The organism is Ruegeria sp. G12 (genome assembly GCF_056533565.1).
Window position 1 is genome coordinate 151440 of sequence record NZ_JBQFOO010000009.1, and the last position, 14519, is coordinate 165958.

The window sequence follows — 14519 nt, forward strand, 5'->3', positions numbered from 1 at the left end:
CCTACGGAGGGACGGATGCGTATAATCTTCATGGGAACCCCCGATTTCTCGGTCCCGGTGCTGGACGCTCTGGTCGCTGCCGGCCACGAGATCGCCGCCGTCTATTGTCAGCCCCCCCGGCCTGCCGGGCGCGGCAAGAAAGACCGCCCCACGCCGGTCCACGCGCGGGCGCAGGCGCTGGGCCTGACCGTGCGCCACCCGACCTCGCTGAAATCACCCGAGGAACAGGCCGGTTTTGCCGCGTTGAACGCAGATATCGCCGTGGTCGTGGCCTATGGGCTGCTGTTGCCGCAGCCTATTCTGGACGCGCCCGCCCATGGCTGCCTGAACATCCACGCCAGCCTGCTGCCGCGCTGGCGCGGGGCCGCGCCGATCCACCGCGCGATCATGGCGGGCGATGCGCAGACCGGCATCTGCATCATGCAGATGGAGGCCGGGCTGGATACCGGCCCCGTGCTGCTGCGCGAGGCCACCGATATTGGACCGGAAGAAACCACCGCCGGGCTGCATGACCGCCTCTCGGCGATCGGGGCGGCGCTGATCGTCAAGGCTCTGTCCGATCTGCCCAACCTGCGCCCCGATCCGCAGCCCGAAAACGGCGTGACCTATGCCGAAAAGATCGACAAATCCGAGGCCCGCATCGACTGGTCCGCCCCCGCGACCGAGGTCGACCGCCACATCCGCGGGCTTTCTCCGTTCCCCGGCGCGTGGACAGAGGTGCAGGGCGACCGCATCAAGCTGCTGGCCTCGCGTCGGGCCCAAGGGCAGGGCTCCCCGGGCGAGGTGCTGAACGATCAGTTGACCGTGGCCTGCGGCACCGGCGCGGTCGAGCTGCTGCGCCTGCAACGGGCGGGCAAGGGCGCGCAGGACAGGGACACGTTTCTGCGGGGTTGGCCCATCCCGGCCGGCACCCGCCTGCTGTCGGAGTAACGCCATGTTCATGATCCTGATGGGCACCGTCGTGATTGCCGGTATCGTCGGCTACCTGTCCGAGAAAACCGGCTTTACCCATAACGGATACCTGCCATCTATCATCATCTGCGTTGGCGGGGCCTTCCTGTTCTATTTCGTCCGCATCATGTTCGGCATCAGCTTTGGACCGCCGGGGCTGGACGCTGTGCTGTCTTCGATCGGCGCCCTGATCATCGTGCCCACCCATTGGAGGAAATGACATGCCCATCGTCGCCCTGATCATCATCGGTGCCGCCGCAGGCTTCGTCGCCACCCGCCTGATGCGGATCGAGGCCGACATTCCCACCACCATGCTGATCGGCATCATCGGCGCGCTGGTGGGCGGGCTGATCCTGCGCACTCTGATCACGGTGATGGGCTGGCTATCGGGTTTTGTCGGCGCGGTGCTGGGGGCGTTGCTGGTGATCTGGCTTTGGCAGACCTACAGGCGGCGCTGACCGCTATCGCGCCTCACACGCAGCCGCCGAACCTAACGCAGGGGCCGCGCGCGTGGTCATGTCGAACCGGTTCGCCTCGGCTGAGGTCATCCAGTGCATCTCATCCTCGGATGCGACATCCAGCGTGAACCAGTAGAAGGCTGGGTCGACGCCGATATCCCCGAAATAGGCCAGATACCTGTCATGCTCCGGGTGCCCCGCGGGCAGCTCCGCGGCCACATACCCGCCGCCGCCCCAACTGTGGACGCCGACGCAGGCCCCGGGCTCCAGCACCCGCCGGTTGCCCGCCAGAAACAGGTCGGTCCCGCCCGATGCGACCAGCCCGTCCGAGGGCACCACCGTATCGAACCCTTCCGCGCGCACCACGCGGCTGAAGACCACATTGGCGTCATCATCGACCGAACCTTCGATGTTCTGCAGCACCAGCGTTCTGATCTCGGGGTTTTCGTCGATTACGTGCTCAAAGGCGCGGAGCGTTCTGTGGTCGATCGTGCCGGTTGCGACGATCCGATCTCCCTCGGCGGTGAAACTGATCGGAGTGTAAGGGTCCGCGCAGGCCGCCAGCAGCGACAAGACGGCTGGACAGAGAAATCGGAAGGTCATCGGCATCTTTCCATCCTTACCTTAGTTCCGTGGCGGCCGCGCCTTGTAGACCGGCAACTGCCAGCCAAACAGCAGCGACCCCGCCCGCAGCGCCCAGCAGGTCAAGGCGCATAGCCCCAGCGCTGGCAGGCCTTCAAGCCCCAGACGTGTCGCCAACACTGCCATCAAGGCCCCGGCAAAGGCGCAGGAGACATAAAGTTCGCCCTGTTTCAGCACCAGCGGTACCTCGTTGCAGACCACATCGCGCATCAGCCCGCCCAGACAGCCCGTGGTGACGCCCATCAGCACCACGATGGTGCCAGACTGGTCCAGTGACAGCGCAGCACCGGTTCCGGCGGCGACCGCGATGGACAGCGCAAAGCTGTCCAGCCAGATCAGCCAGTTGTACCGGCTCTCGACCAGATGTGCGGTGAAGAAGACCAGCACGGCCGCCCCGACCGCGATCAGGATGTAATCCGGCTGGCCGACCCAGAAGACCGGATGGCGGTTCAGCAGCAGATCACGCACGGTGCCGCCGCCCACCGCCGTCAGGCAGGCGATGAAGGCAAAGCCCACCAGATCAAGCTGCGCCCGGCTGGCCACCAGCGCCCCGGTCAGCGCAAAGACCAGAACCGAGGCGTAGTCCAACAGAGCAAGGCCGCTCACGCCTGCGCCTTTTTTGGTTTGAACGGCGCCATGCCTGCACGGGCCAGTTCATCGGCCTTTTCGTTTTCGGGATGGCCTGCGTGGCCCTTGACCCACTCCCATGTCACCTCGTGGCGGGTCTGCGCCTCATCCAGACGCTGCCACAGATCGACATTCTTGACCGGCTTCTTGTTCGAGGTTTTCCAGCCGTTCCGCTTCCACCCGAAAATCCACCCCGTCACACCGTTCTTCACATAGGCGCTGTCAGTGACAACGGTGATGGTCGAGGGACGTTCCAGCGTCTCAAGCGCGCTGATCGCGGCCAGCAGTTCCATGCGGTTATTGGTGGTCTCGGCCTCACCGCCGTTCAGTTCACGTTCCTTCAGAACCGTCTCACCATCCATCGCGCGCAGCAGTACGCCCCAGCCACCAGGGCCGGGATTGCCGGAACAGGCCCCGTCGGTATAGGCAAACAGCTCAGCCATGGGCCAGCACCAGAATGAAGCCATCGTAAGACCCGGCCAGACCTTTACCGACGCCGGTTGTGATCTGGTCGATGGTGAACCCGGTCTCGGCCAATGCCTCCTCAATCTCGGTTTGTGAGAAATAGGTGTAATATCGATCCAACTCGTCGCGATGTTCTCCGGTTCCCAGCTTCAGGCCAAGGAAGAATATGCCCGCGGGCTTCAGGGCCCGATGGATCGCGGCCAGATGGCGGGGGAAATCTGCTCGCGGCGCGTGAAGCAGGGAAAAGCTGGCATAGATGCCGTCATATTCCGCGCGCTCGGTCACATTATCAAACGTCCCCAGATGCGCATCAACGCCGCTGTTGCGGGCATGTTCGACAAAGGCCGGGGTCGCATCCAGCGCACGCACCTTTAGCCCTGCACGTATAAAAAACGCGCTGTCTGAACCGGGGCCCGAGCCCAGATCCAGCACATAGCCGCCTGCGCGCACGGCATCGGCAAACTCTGTCCTCGCCTTTAGCTGTTCGGCGGGCAGGGGGATGCTCAGGTATTCGAATACACGCTTGGTATACGCGTTAATCGTTTTCTGATCGGTCACAGGTACACTCCGACAGACAGGCACAGGATGACGATGGCGGTCAGCAGGATGCGCAGTTTCATCCACCAGCGCGGGGCCAGCCCCCAATACCAGAACATCGCGTCCAGCATCAGCAGGCCAGTAAAGCCCACGATCAGGTTGATCCCGGCGCTGACCGGGCCGCCACCGGTCATGAAGAACGCCCACAGCGCGGGCAGAACGGACAGCGTGTAACAGATTGTGGCCCTTCTGCCCGAGGTCTTGGTGGCAAAGCCCCACAGGATGCCTGACATGAAGCTGAGGATCACCGAGCCGTAGAACAATTGTATGTAAGGCCCGACGAACCGGGACCCCAGCGCCTGACGGCCCCAGTCGTTCAGATCGCCGTTCAGATAGGTCAGCGCGCCCCAAACGAACGGGATCAGGCCCGCGAGGCCTAGATACAAAGGGGCCTTGGGCACGCCGTTCATGCCGGTTGCCGCAACACCCGCGGCACTTTGAATTCCACGTTTTCCTGCGCGGTTTCGACCAGTTCGACCGTCACGTCGTAATGGTCGCGGAAGGCGTCGATCACCTCGTTCACCAGAACCTCGGGGGCCGAGGCCCCGGCGGTGATCGCGATGGTCGAGATGCCCTGCAGGGCGCGCCAGTCGATTTCGGTCGCGCGCTGGACCAGTTGCGCATAGTCGCAACCGGCGCGCGAGGCGACCTCGACCAGACGGCGTGAATTCGATGAGTTCGGTGCGCCGACCACCAGCAGGGCGTCGGATTTGGGGGCCACGGCCTTGACGGCCTCTTGCCGGTTGGTGGTGGCGTAACAGATGTCTTCCTTGTGCGGCCCGACGATGGCGGGGAACCGGGCTTGCAACGCTGCGATGATGTCTTTGGTGTCATCGACCGACAGGGTCGTCTGGGTGACAAAGGCCAGCTTGTCAGGGTTGCGCACCTGAACTTCAGCCACATCCTCGACCGTTTCGACTAGCAGAACCTCGCCCTCGGGCAGTTGTCCCATGGTGCCGACGGTTTCAGGGTGGCCCTTGTGGCCGATCATGATCATCTGCAGACCGGCCTCGGCATGGCGCTGTGCTTCGACGTGGACCTTGGACACCAGAGGGCAGGTGGCGTCAACATAGATCATCTCGCGCTGTTCTGCCGTCGCGGGTACGGATTTCGGCACGCCGTGGGCCGAGAAGATCACCGGGCGGTCATTGGGGCATTCGTCCAATTCCTCGACAAACACCGCGCCCTTGGCGCGCAGCCCGTCGACGACGAATTTGTTATGCACGATTTCATGGCGCACATAGACCGGCGCGCCCCATTTCTGCAGCGCCATCTCGACGATCTTGATGGCGCGGTCCACGCCCGCGCAGAACCCTCGCGGGGCGGCCAGATAAAGTGTCAGTGGCGGCTTGGTCATGTCGCTGTCTCCTTAAGGCACAGGTAAGTCTTTTCCTTGCCTTGGTCCAGACAGGACCGCGTCATTCATCTGACATGAATCGGTGCTAGCCAGTAGCTGTTTGAGCACCTGACCATAGTTAAAGAGGCGCGGCCAAGGTGATAAGCCCTGACCGCGCCATCATTCCCCCCGGAAGTGAGTGGCCGGGTCTTAGTGTCCACCTGCAGCGGCGACACTGCGGGGCTCTGCTGGCATCTCGCGCGGAGGACGGCCAATGACGTCGCGCAGGTCCTCAAGCTCGATGAAGTTGTCGGCCTGGCGGCGCAGCTCGTCCGAGATCATCGGCGGCTGGCTTCGGATGGTCGACACGACCGAGACGCGCACGCCCTGACGTTGCAGGCTGGCAATCAGCGGGCGGAAATCCCCATCGCCCGAGAACAGCACAATATGATCGACACGCGGTGCCAGTTCCATGGCATCGACAGTCAGTTCGATATCCATGTTTCCTTTGACTTTCCGACGCCCCATGCTGTCGGTGTATTCTTTGGCCGGTTTGGTGACCATGGTGAAGCCGTTGTAATGCAGCCAGTCAACCAGTGGGCGGATCGGCGAATACTCGTCGTTTTCCAATAGCGCTGTGTAGTAGAAGGCGCGAAGCAACTTGCCGCGACGCATAAATTCCTGCCGCAGAAGTTTGTAGTCTATGTCAAAACCGAGTGCTTTTGCTGCGGCGTAAAGATTCGAGCCGTCGATGAACAGCGCTAGCCGTTCGTCCTTATAAAACATAATAGTCCCTTCCGGTATAAACCAGAACGCAACGTGATGAGTGAGTGAGTGTAAAATGTGGCGCGCGCTGGTGTGCCTATAATTAGGGCTTTTATCATGCATCGCAAGTATGCAATTCGCCGAATATAGAGGATTTAATGAGTGAATCCGTGCAAAATGTCGTTATTGCCCTGGGTGCCAATCTCAGGTTGAGAGGAAACAGTCCCAAGGTGACGCTTCAACTGGCCCTTGACGCTTTATCGCGTCAGGGCGTGCTGATTCGTGCCACCAGCCGGTTCTTCGCGACCCCCTGTTTCCCGGCGGGGGCGGGGCCGGATTACGTCAATGCGGCGGCGTTGGTCGAGACGGACAAAGGCCCTTTGGACCTGCTACAGGTGCTGCACGATGTTGAACATGAATTCGGGCGCGAGCGCGAGCAGCGCTGGGGGATGCGGACGCTGGATCTGGATCTGGTCTGCTACAGTGACCTGGTGCTGCCTGATCCTGCGGTGTTTGACCACTGGCTGACCCTGCCCGCACAAGCACAGCGGCAGGAAGCACCCGATCAACTGGTTCTGCCGCATCCGCGCCTGCAGGACCGAGCGTTTGTACTGGTGCCGATGGCCGATGTGGCCCCCGATTGGCGGCATCCGGTGCTGGGACAGACGACCCGAGAGTTGCTTGCCGCACTGCCAGCCGCAGATATCGCCGGGGTCACGCCCTTGTGATCCGCGCATTTGCAGCATTTCCTGCTTGTCAAGGCGTTCAAACAGCCTTAGATAAACCTCTTCCTGACATGGATTCACTAACGGAGAGCGCCCAATGGCCCGCGTGACGGTTGAAGATTGCGTAGACAAGGTTCCAAACCGGTTCGAACTGGTGATGCTTGCCGCCCATCGTGCGCGCGAGATTTCCGCCGGTGGCCCGATCACCGTGGACCGCGACAACGACAAGAACCCGGTCGTTTCGCTGCGCGAAATCGCCGATGAGACCCAAAGCGCCGATGAACTTCGCGAGCGCCTGATCGAGGCCAACCAGACCCAGATCGAGGTCGACGAGCCGGAAGAAGATCAGATGGCGCTGCTGATGGGTGCGGAATCGGATAAGCCCGCCGATGACGACATGTCCGAGGAAAAACTGCTGCGCGCTCTGATGGAGGCTCAAGGCCAGGGGTAATTCCCAAACACGAAGGTGCGGACCGGATGATTTCTGCTGAAGACCTGATTGCGCTGGTCCGCAACTACAACCCCAAAACCAATGCTGACCGCATCACCCGCGCCTATGAATTTGGCAGGCAGATGCATGAAGGGCAGTTCCGACATTCCGGCGAGCCCTATTTCTCTCATCCCGTCGCCGTTGCCGCCATCCTGACCGAACAACGTCTGGATGATGCGACCATCATCACCGCCCTGCTGCACGATACGATCGAGGATACCAAGGCCAACTACGGCAAGGTGTCTGAACTGTTCGGTGAGGAAGTCGCCAAGCTGGTCGATGGTGTCACCAAGCTGACCAACCTGCAGCTGTCCAGCCGCGAAACCAAACAGGCCGAGAACTTTCGCAAGCTGTTCATGGCCATGTCCAAGGACTTGCGGGTCATTCTGGTCAAACTGGCCGACCGTTTGCACAACATGCGCACAATCAAGGCGATGCGCCCCGAAAAGCAGGTTCAGAAGGCGCGCGAGACGATGGATATCTACGCGCCGCTTGCGGGCCGCATGGGGATGCAATGGATGCGCGAGGAGCTTGAAGATCTCGCTTTTCGCGTCCTGAACCCCGAAGGCCGCCAGTCGATCATCCGTCGCTTTATTACGCTGCAACGAGAGACCGGCGACGTCATCCACCGGATCACCGGCGACATGCGGTTTGAACTGGAAAAGGCCGGGATCGATGCCGAGGTGTTTGGCCGCGCCAAGAAACCCTATTCGATCTGGCGCAAGATGCAGGAAAAGGATCAGGGCTTCTCGCGCCTCTCGGACATCTACGGCTTCCGCATCATTACTCAGACCGAGGAAGACTGCTACCGCACCCTCGGCGCGATCCACCAGCGTTGGCGCGCGGTGCCGGGGCGGTTCAAGGACTACATCAGCCAACCGAAATCGAACGGCTATCGCTCGATCCACACCACGGTTTCGGGGCGGGACGGCAAGCGGGTCGAGGTTCAGATCAGAACTCGCCAGATGCACGACGTGGCCGAAACCGGCGTTGCGGCGCATTGGTCCTATCGCGACGGTGTGCGCTCGGAAAACCCGTTTGCGGTCGATCCGGCCAAATGGATCGCCAATCTGACGGAACAGTTTGACAACGAAGAGGATCACGAAGATTTCCTCGAAGCCGTCAAGCTTGAGATGTATTCGGACCAGGTGTTTTGCTTCACGCCCAAGGGCGATGTGGTGAAACTGCCGCGCGGGGCAACGCCGATTGATTTCGCCTATGCGATCCACACCAGAATTGGCTATTCCTGCGTGGGGGCCAAGGTGGATGGCATCCGCGTACCGCTGTGGACGCGGCTGAAAAACGGGCAATCGGTCGACATCATCACCGCCGACGGCCAGACGCCGCAGGTGACATGGCTTGAGATTGCGGTGACCGGCAAGGCCCGCACCTCGATCCGCCGGGCGCTGCGCGAGGTTGACCGCGAGCGCTTCATCAAGCTGGGCAAGGAACTGGCGCGTGCGGGCTTCGAACATGTAGGCCGCAAATCCACCGACAAGGCGTTGGAGACGGCCGCAAAACACCTGCGCCTAAAGGACAGGCACGAATTGCTGGCCCGTCTGGGCAGCGCCGAACTGACCGCTCATGATGTGGTCAAGGCGGTCTATCCCGATCTGGCCAAGGATGAAGGCGATGCCATCCCGCTGCGCCGCGCCGTGATCGGTCTGGAGCCGGGTCAGAAATTCGACCGCGCGCCGTGCTGCCAGCCGCTGCCGGGCGAACGCATCGTCGGCATCACCTATCGCGGCAAAGGTGTGGTGGTGCACGCCATCGACTGCGACCGCCTGAGCGAGTTTGAAAACGAACCCGAACGCTGGGTCGATCTGCACTGGCACTCGGGCACCCACCCCGCCGTTTACGGTGCGACGCTTGATATGACCATCGGCAATGACGCCGGGGTACTGGGGCGTATTTGCACATTGATCGGCGAGAAAAAGGCCAATATCTCGAACCTCGAATTTGTTGACCGCAAACCGGATTTTTACCGTCTGCTGATCAATGTGGAACTGCGCGACCTGGAACAGTTGCATTCGCTGATGCTGACGCTCGAGGCGGACAGCGATGTTGCGGCGGTCGAACGGTTCCGGGAAAGCGCGAAAACCGCCGTTGCGGCTGGCTGAGAAAGGGTGAGCAGGAGTGGTTTTCAAGCGCCGAGATCGCCGCTCAGCCGTTCAAGTCGCGTCCGAGTTCGTCTATCCGCGCGGCGGCTGGACCCGCGCCTTTCACTACGTCAAACATCGCGTCCGCCGCCTGCCTGACAGTCCTGAACGCATCGCGCGCGGCATAGGGGCAGGGGTGTTTGCCGCCTTTACTCCCTTCTATGGGCTGCACTTTCTGGTCGCCGCCGTTCTGGCGCGTTTGTTCAACGGCAATATACTGGCTGCGCTGTCGGGTACGTTCTTTGGCAACCCGCTGACTTATGTTCCCATCGGCGTGGTCAGCCTGCAAACCGGTCATTTTCTGCTGGGTACCCGCTTTCGCAAGGGTGACACCGACGGGCTGATGGGCAAATTCGCCGATGCGATGGGCGATCTGAAAGACAATTGCATCGCCATGTTCACCGGGCGTGAGGCCGACTGGCATGGCCTCAGCCGGTTTTATGACGATGTGTTCTTTCCCTACATGGTCGGTGGCGTCATTCCGGGCATCGTGGCGGGCGTGGCCTGCGCCTATCTCAGCCTGCCATTGATCCGCACCTATCAACAACGCCGCCGCGCCAAGATCAAAGCGAAATTTGAAGAAATCAAACGTCTTGCGCAGGCAGAGGCTGACGTTCCGGTGACAAAACCACTAGGCTCGGCCCAAGGGACAATGAAGGATTCGAACGATGTCTGACAACCACCTGCGTCTGGGCGTGAATATCGACCACGTGGCCACTATCCGCAACGCGCGCGGCGGGGCGTATCCTGACCCGATCCGCGCCGCGAAGCTGGCCGAAGAGGCCGGGGCTGACGGCATCACAGCTCACCTGCGCGAAGACCGTCGTCATATCCTTGACGCTGATATCGAAGGATTGATGGACACGCTGAATTTGCCGCTGAATTTCGAAATGGCCGCGACGGACGAGATGCAGAAGATCGCCTTGCGTCACAAGCCACACGCGGTCTGCGTCGTTCCGGAAAAACGCGAGGAACGCACCACCGAAGGTGGGCTTGAGGTCGCGCGCGAGGAAAACAAGCTGGCCCATTTCATAGCGCCCCTGCGCGATGTCGGCTGCCGCGTCTCGATCTTCATCGCTGCCGACCAACGCCAGATTGAGGCTGCCCACCGCATCGGGGCCGAGGTGATCGAGTTGCACACCGGTGCCTATTGCGACTTCCACGCCGAGGGCAAACCGGACGAGGCCGCCCGCGAACTTGAGGCCTTGCGCGAAATGTCCGCCTATGCCCATTCGCTGGGTCTGGAGGTTCACGCGGGCCACGGCCTGACCTATGACACCGTCAAGCCCGTCGCAGCCTTCCCCGAAGTGCGCGAGTTGAACATCGGCCACTTCCTGATCGGCGAGGCGATCTTTCTGGGCCTCACCCCGGCTATCACCGAGATGCGCCGCCTGATGGATGAGGCGCGGGAATGATTGACCTGACCTCCCTCGCCGTAACGGCCTTGGCCTTCTTTATCGTTGCGGTCTCGCCGGGCCCTGCGAATATCTCTAACGCCGCCATCGCGATGAGTTACGGGCGCAAGATCAGCCTCATCTACGGTTTGGGTTTGTCCTGCGGTCTGGTGTTCTGGGGGCTTGTTGCCGCAAGCGGTATGGGCGCGGTGCTGCAAAGTTCGCTCTACGTCCTGATGGTGCTCAAGGTTTTGGGTGGTCTCTACCTGCTGTGGTTGGCATGGCAATCGGGACGGTCCGCGCTGCAGCCTGAGGCAACCAGAGTGTCCGTCCCGGCCAATGGCAAATGGTTCTGGCGCGGGCTGATCCTGAACCTGTCCAACCCGAAATCGGTGATTGCATGGATGGCGGCATTGTCAGTGGGCCTCGGCCCGGATGATGGCTTGTTGTCTGTTGTTGCTGCGACCCTGATCTGCATTGGGGCGGGTTTTCTGAACAACTTCCTCTATTCCATGCTGTTTTCGGTCAGTGGCATGATGGCTGGGTACCGCCGGTTCCGGCGCTGGATCGACGGGGTCGTCGCCGGATTGTTCGCGGTTGCCGGTCTCGGCCTGATCAAATCGGCTTTTGCGCGATGATCACACCCGGTTTCATCGCCATTTGGTTCGCCTGGATCATGGCCGGAGGATCCCCCGGACCCGCCACCATGGGCATCGCCGGAACCGCCATGAACGAAGGACGCACCGCCGGTCTGGCCTTTGCGCTGGGCATCTGCGCAGGTTCCGCCGCCTGGGGTATTGCCGCCGCACTGGGCCTGTCGGCGATCATGCTGGCCAATGTCTGGGTGTTCGAGGTGATCCGCTATGTCGGCGTGGCCTATCTGGGCTGGCTGGCGCTCAAAGCGCTGCGCCGGGCGATGACCTCGGATGAGGTCGCGCTGGGCAATCCGGTTACGGGTTCGCTGGGCACTATCTTTGCCAAAGGCGCGGCCATCCACCTGACCAACCCCAAAGCGATCCTGAGTTGGGGCTCGATCTACGCCATCGTCGCGCCGAATGACGCCAGCCTGTCCATGCTGCTGGGCTATTTCGGCCTGCTGTATGCGGGCTCGCTGGTGATCTTCATCGGCTACGCCTTCCTTTTTTCGTCCGAGCGCATGGTCCGCACCTACCGCCGCGCCCGCCGTTGGTTCGATTTCGCCTTCGCTGGGTTCTTTGGGCTGGCGAGTTACAAGATTCTGACGGTGCGGTTGTCGTGAGAGGTTCGGACGCGTGAATTTCAATCTTCTCAGATACACAGCGGTGTTTTCCGGTGCATTTCTTGTCATTCACGTCTTGGGCATTATCGAAATGATTTGGTTGCTTCTGTCTTTAGAAAGCGATTTCAGCAATTGTCTGGGAACTAAGTGTCTTTTCCTCAGGTTGGGGTCTCTTTTGGGCCCGCAAGTCCTGGATCAGCTGTTTCTCTATCTTTCTCTCGTGTACCTTGCGGCCTTTGCAATCGCCGCATTGGCCGAAGGGCGACGCTACCACCATCTGAACTCGTCCGCGCCATCTAGCATAAACATGTTGTCTGGCTCAGTCGCCATGGCGGTAATTGGGATGGGTGTCACCGTTTTCTTTGTCGTGCTTTATCGCGCTCTGATTTCTGTGCAACTTTCTCTGCAAGAAATTCTTTTCACGTCCTGGGGGCTACTTTTGTCCGCAGCCTTACTGGTCATTGCATCCATTATTTGCCGCATTTTCTTTGGGATCGGTTTGCGACAGGCGCGTCAGCGGCGATCCGTTTCGGAAGGCGCACAATCATGATCCTCGGCATCGGCACAGACCTTGCAAATATCGAGCGCATTCAGGGCACACTCGACCGCTTCGGCGACCGGTTCCGCAACCGGGTCTTCACTGATATCGAACAGACCAAGGCCGAACGCCGCGCTGACACCGCAGGCACCTATGCCAAACGCTGGGCCGCGAAAGAGGCGTGTTCCAAGGCGCTGGGCACCGGCCTGCGCATGGGGATCGCGTGGAAGGATATGGCCGTCACCAACCTGCGCACCGGCCAGCCCGTGATGCATGTCACCGGCTGGGCCGCCGAGCGCCTGCGCGAGATGACGCCCGAAGGCCACGAGGCAATCATCCACGTCACCCTGACCGATGATCACCCCTGGGCGCAGGCCTTTGTGGTGATCGAGGCGCGCCCGCTTCAAGATAGCGCCACCCGGCCTTGACTCGCCCCCACCCGCCCCGCATGTAGCACCCCAAACACGCAAGGACTGGAGAGCAGTATGGCCGAGGAAGCCAAAACCGGAAGTGGCATCTGGGAAACGATCAAAACTATCGTTTACGCCCTGCTGATTGCAGGCGTCTTCCGGACCCTGTTCTTTCAGCCCTTCTGGATTCCCTCAGGCTCGATGAAAGAAACCCTGCTGATCGGGGATTTTCTGTTCGTCAACAAAATGGCCTATGGCTATTCTTACGCCTCGTGTCCCAGCCTGATCATCCCCAGCGTCGGCCTGAATATCGATGCCGAAGACGTTTGCGGCTGGATGAAAGGCGAGGATGGAAACCGCATCTGGGGCGGCGAGCCTGAACGCGGCGATGTCATCGTTTTCCGCCACCCCGTCACCGGGCGCGACTATATCAAACGGCTGATCGGCCTGCCGGGCGACCGAATTCAAATCCGCGAAGGCCAGATCATCCTGAACGGCACCCCGGTGCCGCAGCAACCCGATGGTGTCTTCACCGAAACCGCCGAACCGCAAGGCCCGCAACGCCTGCGTCCGCGCTGCTCTAACGGCCCGGTGGGGCTGGGCGGTGTGTGCGAAAAGAACCGCCTGATCGAGACCCTGCCGAATGGTGTGGCTTATGACGTGCTGAACATCGGCAATCAGGGCTCGGACAACACCGGTATCTACACGGTGCCCGAAGGTCACTATTTCTTCATGGGTGACAACCGCGACAACTCTGCCGATAGCCGCCTGCCGCAATCGGCAAACGGGGTTGGCTATGTGCCTTACGAAAACCTGATTGGCCGTGCCGACCGTATCATGTTCTCGTCCGCTGGTCGGTCGATGCTGTTCTTCTGGACCTGGCGCGGGGATCGGTTCTTCAAGGCGGTCAATTGAAGCTTTCCACTGAAATAAGAGCGTTCCAGCACCGTTTGGGTTATGAGTTCTCCAACCCCGAACTGCTGCTGCGCGCGCTGACGCACGGCTCTGTCTCTTCGCCCACACGGCCCGATAATCAACGGCTGGAATTTCTGGGCGACCGGGTGCTGGGCCTTGTGATGGCCACGGCGCTGCTCGAGGCCGACAAAGCCGCCTCCGAAGGCCAGCTTGCCCCGCGCTTTAACGCGTTGGTCCGCAAAGAGGCCTGCGCCGATGTTGCCCGCCAGATCGACCTGGGCGCGGTGCTGAAACTGGGCCGGTCCGAAATGCTGTCGGGCGGGCGCCGCAAACAGGCCCTTCTGGGCGACGCGATGGAGGCTGTGATCGCCGCCATCTACCGCGACGCCGGGTTCGAGGCCGCCCGCGACGTCATCCTCGCCCTCTGGGGCGACCGCATCCACAGGGTCGAGGCCGACGCCCGCGACGCCAAAACCGCGCTGCAGGAATGGGCCCAAGCGCGTGGGCAGAAACCGCCCTCATATATCGAGGTCAAACGCACCGGCCCCGACCACGCCCCCATATTTACCATCGCCGCCCGCCTGCAGGACGGAACCGAGGCGCAGGCCACCGCAGGCTCCAAACGCCAGGCCGAACAATCCGCCGCCAAAACCCTGCTCTCCACCCTCCCCAAATAACCCTTCCCTGCGCTCCTCGCGGCGATCCCCAGCTTCATCTGGCCAAAAATATCCCGGGGGGTTTGGGGGGCTGGCCCCCCAATTAGAACAAGCGGTGTGGGGAGCACCCCCA

Annotated in this window: 21 protein-coding genes; 14 read left to right on the plus strand and 7 right to left on the minus strand. The window is 61.3% G+C overall.

Translation table 11 applies throughout. From position 1 onward, the window contains the following. Positions 1 to 15: 15 nt before the first annotated feature. Genes fmt through ACR0JN_RS18875 form a run of 3 tightly spaced genes read left to right on the plus strand, consistent with a single transcriptional unit; the run spans position 16 to position 1409 of the window. Positions 16 to 930: a methionyl-tRNA formyltransferase gene (gene fmt / locus ACR0JN_RS18865; RefSeq protein WP_480887979.1), complete on the plus strand. Its 915-nt coding sequence runs from the start codon at positions 16 to 18 to the stop codon at positions 928 to 930. Between the two features lie 4 nt (positions 931 to 934). Beyond that, positions 935 to 1171, plus strand: coding sequence for a hypothetical protein (locus ACR0JN_RS18870; protein WP_480534255.1), 237 nt, complete (start codon positions 935 to 937; stop codon positions 1169 to 1171). 1 nt (position 1172) lies between these two features. Further along, positions 1173 to 1409 (plus strand): GlsB/YeaQ/YmgE family stress response membrane protein, encoded by a 237-nt coding sequence (locus ACR0JN_RS18875; RefSeq protein ID WP_480887981.1) that lies wholly within the window; start codon positions 1173 to 1175, stop codon positions 1407 to 1409. 3 nt (positions 1410 to 1412) lie between these two features. Here ACR0JN_RS18875 and ACR0JN_RS18880 read toward each other — a convergent pair whose 3' ends face one another. The 7 genes from ACR0JN_RS18880 to ACR0JN_RS18910 all read right to left on the minus strand — a co-directional run bounded on the left by ACR0JN_RS18880 (position 1413) and on the right by ACR0JN_RS18910 (position 5862). Further along, on the minus strand, positions 1413 to 2018 hold the full coding sequence (locus ACR0JN_RS18880) for a COG3904 family protein (RefSeq protein WP_480887983.1): 606 nt from the start codon (positions 2016 to 2018) through the stop codon (positions 1413 to 1415). A gap of 15 nt (positions 2019 to 2033) precedes the next feature. Further along, complete coding sequence (locus tag ACR0JN_RS18885) at positions 2034 to 2657, minus strand: trimeric intracellular cation channel family protein (RefSeq protein ID WP_480887987.1); 624 nt, start codon at positions 2655 to 2657, stop codon at positions 2034 to 2036. Then, positions 2654 to 3121: a ribonuclease HI gene (rnhA, locus tag ACR0JN_RS18890; RefSeq protein ID WP_480818214.1), complete on the minus strand. Its 468-nt coding sequence runs from the start codon at positions 3119 to 3121 to the stop codon at positions 2654 to 2656. The genes ACR0JN_RS18885 and rnhA overlap by 4 nt, the downstream gene beginning before the upstream one ends. After that, complete coding sequence (locus ACR0JN_RS18895; protein ID WP_480887990.1) at positions 3114 to 3701, minus strand: class I SAM-dependent methyltransferase; 588 nt, start codon at positions 3699 to 3701, stop codon at positions 3114 to 3116. Before ACR0JN_RS18895 ends, rnhA begins: the two co-directional genes overlap by 8 nt. Further along, positions 3698 to 4150, minus strand: coding sequence for a DUF3429 domain-containing protein (locus ACR0JN_RS18900; RefSeq protein WP_480887994.1), 453 nt, complete (start codon positions 4148 to 4150; stop codon positions 3698 to 3700). The genes ACR0JN_RS18895 and ACR0JN_RS18900 overlap by 4 nt, the downstream gene beginning before the upstream one ends. Next, positions 4147 to 5097, minus strand: a complete 951-nt coding sequence (gene ispH / locus ACR0JN_RS18905) for a 4-hydroxy-3-methylbut-2-enyl diphosphate reductase (protein ID WP_480887996.1) — start codon at positions 5095 to 5097, stop codon at positions 4147 to 4149. The genes ACR0JN_RS18900 and ispH overlap by 4 nt, the downstream gene beginning before the upstream one ends. A 189-nt stretch (positions 5098 to 5286) precedes the next feature. Beyond that, complete coding sequence (locus tag ACR0JN_RS18910) at positions 5287 to 5862, minus strand: LabA-like NYN domain-containing protein (protein ID WP_170686665.1); 576 nt, start codon at positions 5860 to 5862, stop codon at positions 5287 to 5289. A 137-nt stretch (positions 5863 to 5999) separates the two neighbouring features. Here ACR0JN_RS18910 and folK point away from each other — a divergent pair, with 137 nt between their 5' ends. The 11 genes from folK to rnc all read left to right on the plus strand — a co-directional run bounded on the left by folK (position 6000) and on the right by rnc (position 14407). Then, entirely contained in the window at positions 6000 to 6569 is a 570-nt protein-coding gene (gene folK / locus ACR0JN_RS18915) for a 2-amino-4-hydroxy-6-hydroxymethyldihydropteridine diphosphokinase (protein WP_480887998.1), read from the plus strand. Between the two features lie 94 nt (positions 6570 to 6663). Further along, positions 6664 to 7017 carry a DNA-directed RNA polymerase subunit omega gene (gene rpoZ, locus ACR0JN_RS18920; protein ID WP_010437681.1) on the plus strand — a complete coding sequence of 118 codons (354 nt, stop codon included), beginning with the start codon at positions 6664 to 6666 and terminating at the stop codon, positions 7015 to 7017. Positions 7018 to 7043: 26 nt separating this feature from the next. Beyond that, positions 7044 to 9176 (plus strand): RelA/SpoT family protein, encoded by a 2133-nt coding sequence (locus tag ACR0JN_RS18925; RefSeq protein ID WP_480888000.1) that lies wholly within the window; start codon positions 7044 to 7046, stop codon positions 9174 to 9176. Between the two features lie 16 nt (positions 9177 to 9192). Then, positions 9193 to 9891: a DUF2062 domain-containing protein gene (locus tag ACR0JN_RS18930; protein ID WP_480818208.1), complete on the plus strand. Its 699-nt coding sequence runs from the start codon at positions 9193 to 9195 to the stop codon at positions 9889 to 9891. Beyond that, entirely contained in the window at positions 9884 to 10630 is a 747-nt protein-coding gene (locus tag ACR0JN_RS18935) for a pyridoxine 5'-phosphate synthase (protein ID WP_480888004.1), read from the plus strand. The genes ACR0JN_RS18930 and ACR0JN_RS18935 overlap by 8 nt, the downstream gene beginning before the upstream one ends. Beyond that, positions 10627 to 11247 carry a LysE family translocator gene (locus ACR0JN_RS18940; protein ID WP_480888006.1) on the plus strand — a complete coding sequence of 207 codons (621 nt, stop codon included), beginning with the start codon at positions 10627 to 10629 and terminating at the stop codon, positions 11245 to 11247. The genes ACR0JN_RS18935 and ACR0JN_RS18940 overlap by 4 nt, the downstream gene beginning before the upstream one ends. Then, positions 11244 to 11867 (plus strand): LysE family translocator, encoded by a 624-nt coding sequence (locus ACR0JN_RS18945; protein WP_480888008.1) that lies wholly within the window; start codon positions 11244 to 11246, stop codon positions 11865 to 11867. The genes ACR0JN_RS18940 and ACR0JN_RS18945 overlap by 4 nt, the downstream gene beginning before the upstream one ends. A gap of 13 nt (positions 11868 to 11880) precedes the next feature. Continuing rightward, the gene (locus ACR0JN_RS18950; protein ID WP_480888013.1) at positions 11881 to 12417 is read left to right on the plus strand and encodes a hypothetical protein; all 537 of its coding nucleotides are present in this window, start codon (positions 11881 to 11883) and stop codon (positions 12415 to 12417) included. Then, the gene (gene acpS, locus ACR0JN_RS18955; RefSeq protein ID WP_480888015.1) at positions 12414 to 12833 is read left to right on the plus strand and encodes a holo-ACP synthase; all 420 of its coding nucleotides are present in this window, start codon (positions 12414 to 12416) and stop codon (positions 12831 to 12833) included. The genes ACR0JN_RS18950 and acpS overlap by 4 nt, the downstream gene beginning before the upstream one ends. Before the next feature lie 57 nt (positions 12834 to 12890). Continuing rightward, the gene (gene lepB, locus ACR0JN_RS18960; protein WP_480888017.1) at positions 12891 to 13730 is read left to right on the plus strand and encodes a signal peptidase I; all 840 of its coding nucleotides are present in this window, start codon (positions 12891 to 12893) and stop codon (positions 13728 to 13730) included. After that, positions 13727 to 14407, plus strand: coding sequence for a ribonuclease III (gene rnc / locus ACR0JN_RS18965; protein WP_480888019.1), 681 nt, complete (start codon positions 13727 to 13729; stop codon positions 14405 to 14407). Before lepB ends, rnc begins: the two co-directional genes overlap by 4 nt. Positions 14408 to 14519: the final 112 nt, after the last annotated feature.

Bases quoted from the DNA above. Each gene is read 5' to 3' on its own strand.
- rnhA (WP_480818214.1), bottom strand. From the start codon at position 3,121: ATGGCTGAGCTGTTTGCCTATACCGACGGGGCCTGTTCCGGCAATCCC.
- ACR0JN_RS18880 (WP_480887983.1), bottom strand. From the start codon at position 2,018: ATGCCGATGACCTTCCGATTTCTCTGTCCAGCCGTCTTGTCGCTGCTG.
- ACR0JN_RS18870 (WP_480534255.1), top strand. From the start codon at position 935: ATGTTCATGATCCTGATGGGCACCGTCGTGATTGCCGGTATCGTCGGC.
- ispH (WP_480887996.1), bottom strand. From the start codon at position 5,097: ATGACCAAGCCGCCACTGACACTTTATCTGGCCGCCCCGCGAGGGTTC.
- acpS (WP_480888015.1), top strand. From the start codon at position 12,414: ATGATCCTCGGCATCGGCACAGACCTTGCAAATATCGAGCGCATTCAG.
- folK (WP_480887998.1), top strand. From the start codon at position 6,000: ATGAGTGAATCCGTGCAAAATGTCGTTATTGCCCTGGGTGCCAATCTC.
- ACR0JN_RS18910 (WP_170686665.1), bottom strand. From the start codon at position 5,862: ATGTTTTATAAGGACGAACGGCTAGCGCTGTTCATCGACGGCTCGAAT.
- fmt (WP_480887979.1), top strand. From the start codon at position 16: ATGCGTATAATCTTCATGGGAACCCCCGATTTCTCGGTCCCGGTGCTG.
- ACR0JN_RS18940 (WP_480888006.1), top strand. From the start codon at position 10,627: ATGATTGACCTGACCTCCCTCGCCGTAACGGCCTTGGCCTTCTTTATC.
- ACR0JN_RS18935 (WP_480888004.1), top strand. From the start codon at position 9,884: ATGTCTGACAACCACCTGCGTCTGGGCGTGAATATCGACCACGTGGCC.
- ACR0JN_RS18875 (WP_480887981.1), top strand. From the start codon at position 1,173: ATGCCCATCGTCGCCCTGATCATCATCGGTGCCGCCGCAGGCTTCGTC.
- ACR0JN_RS18900 (WP_480887994.1), bottom strand. From the start codon at position 4,150: ATGAACGGCGTGCCCAAGGCCCCTTTGTATCTAGGCCTCGCGGGCCTG.
- ACR0JN_RS18945 (WP_480888008.1), top strand. From the start codon at position 11,244: ATGATCACACCCGGTTTCATCGCCATTTGGTTCGCCTGGATCATGGCC.
- rpoZ (WP_010437681.1), top strand. From the start codon at position 6,664: ATGGCCCGCGTGACGGTTGAAGATTGCGTAGACAAGGTTCCAAACCGG.
- lepB (WP_480888017.1), top strand. From the start codon at position 12,891: ATGGCCGAGGAAGCCAAAACCGGAAGTGGCATCTGGGAAACGATCAAA.
- ACR0JN_RS18925 (WP_480888000.1), top strand. From the start codon at position 7,044: ATGATTTCTGCTGAAGACCTGATTGCGCTGGTCCGCAACTACAACCCC.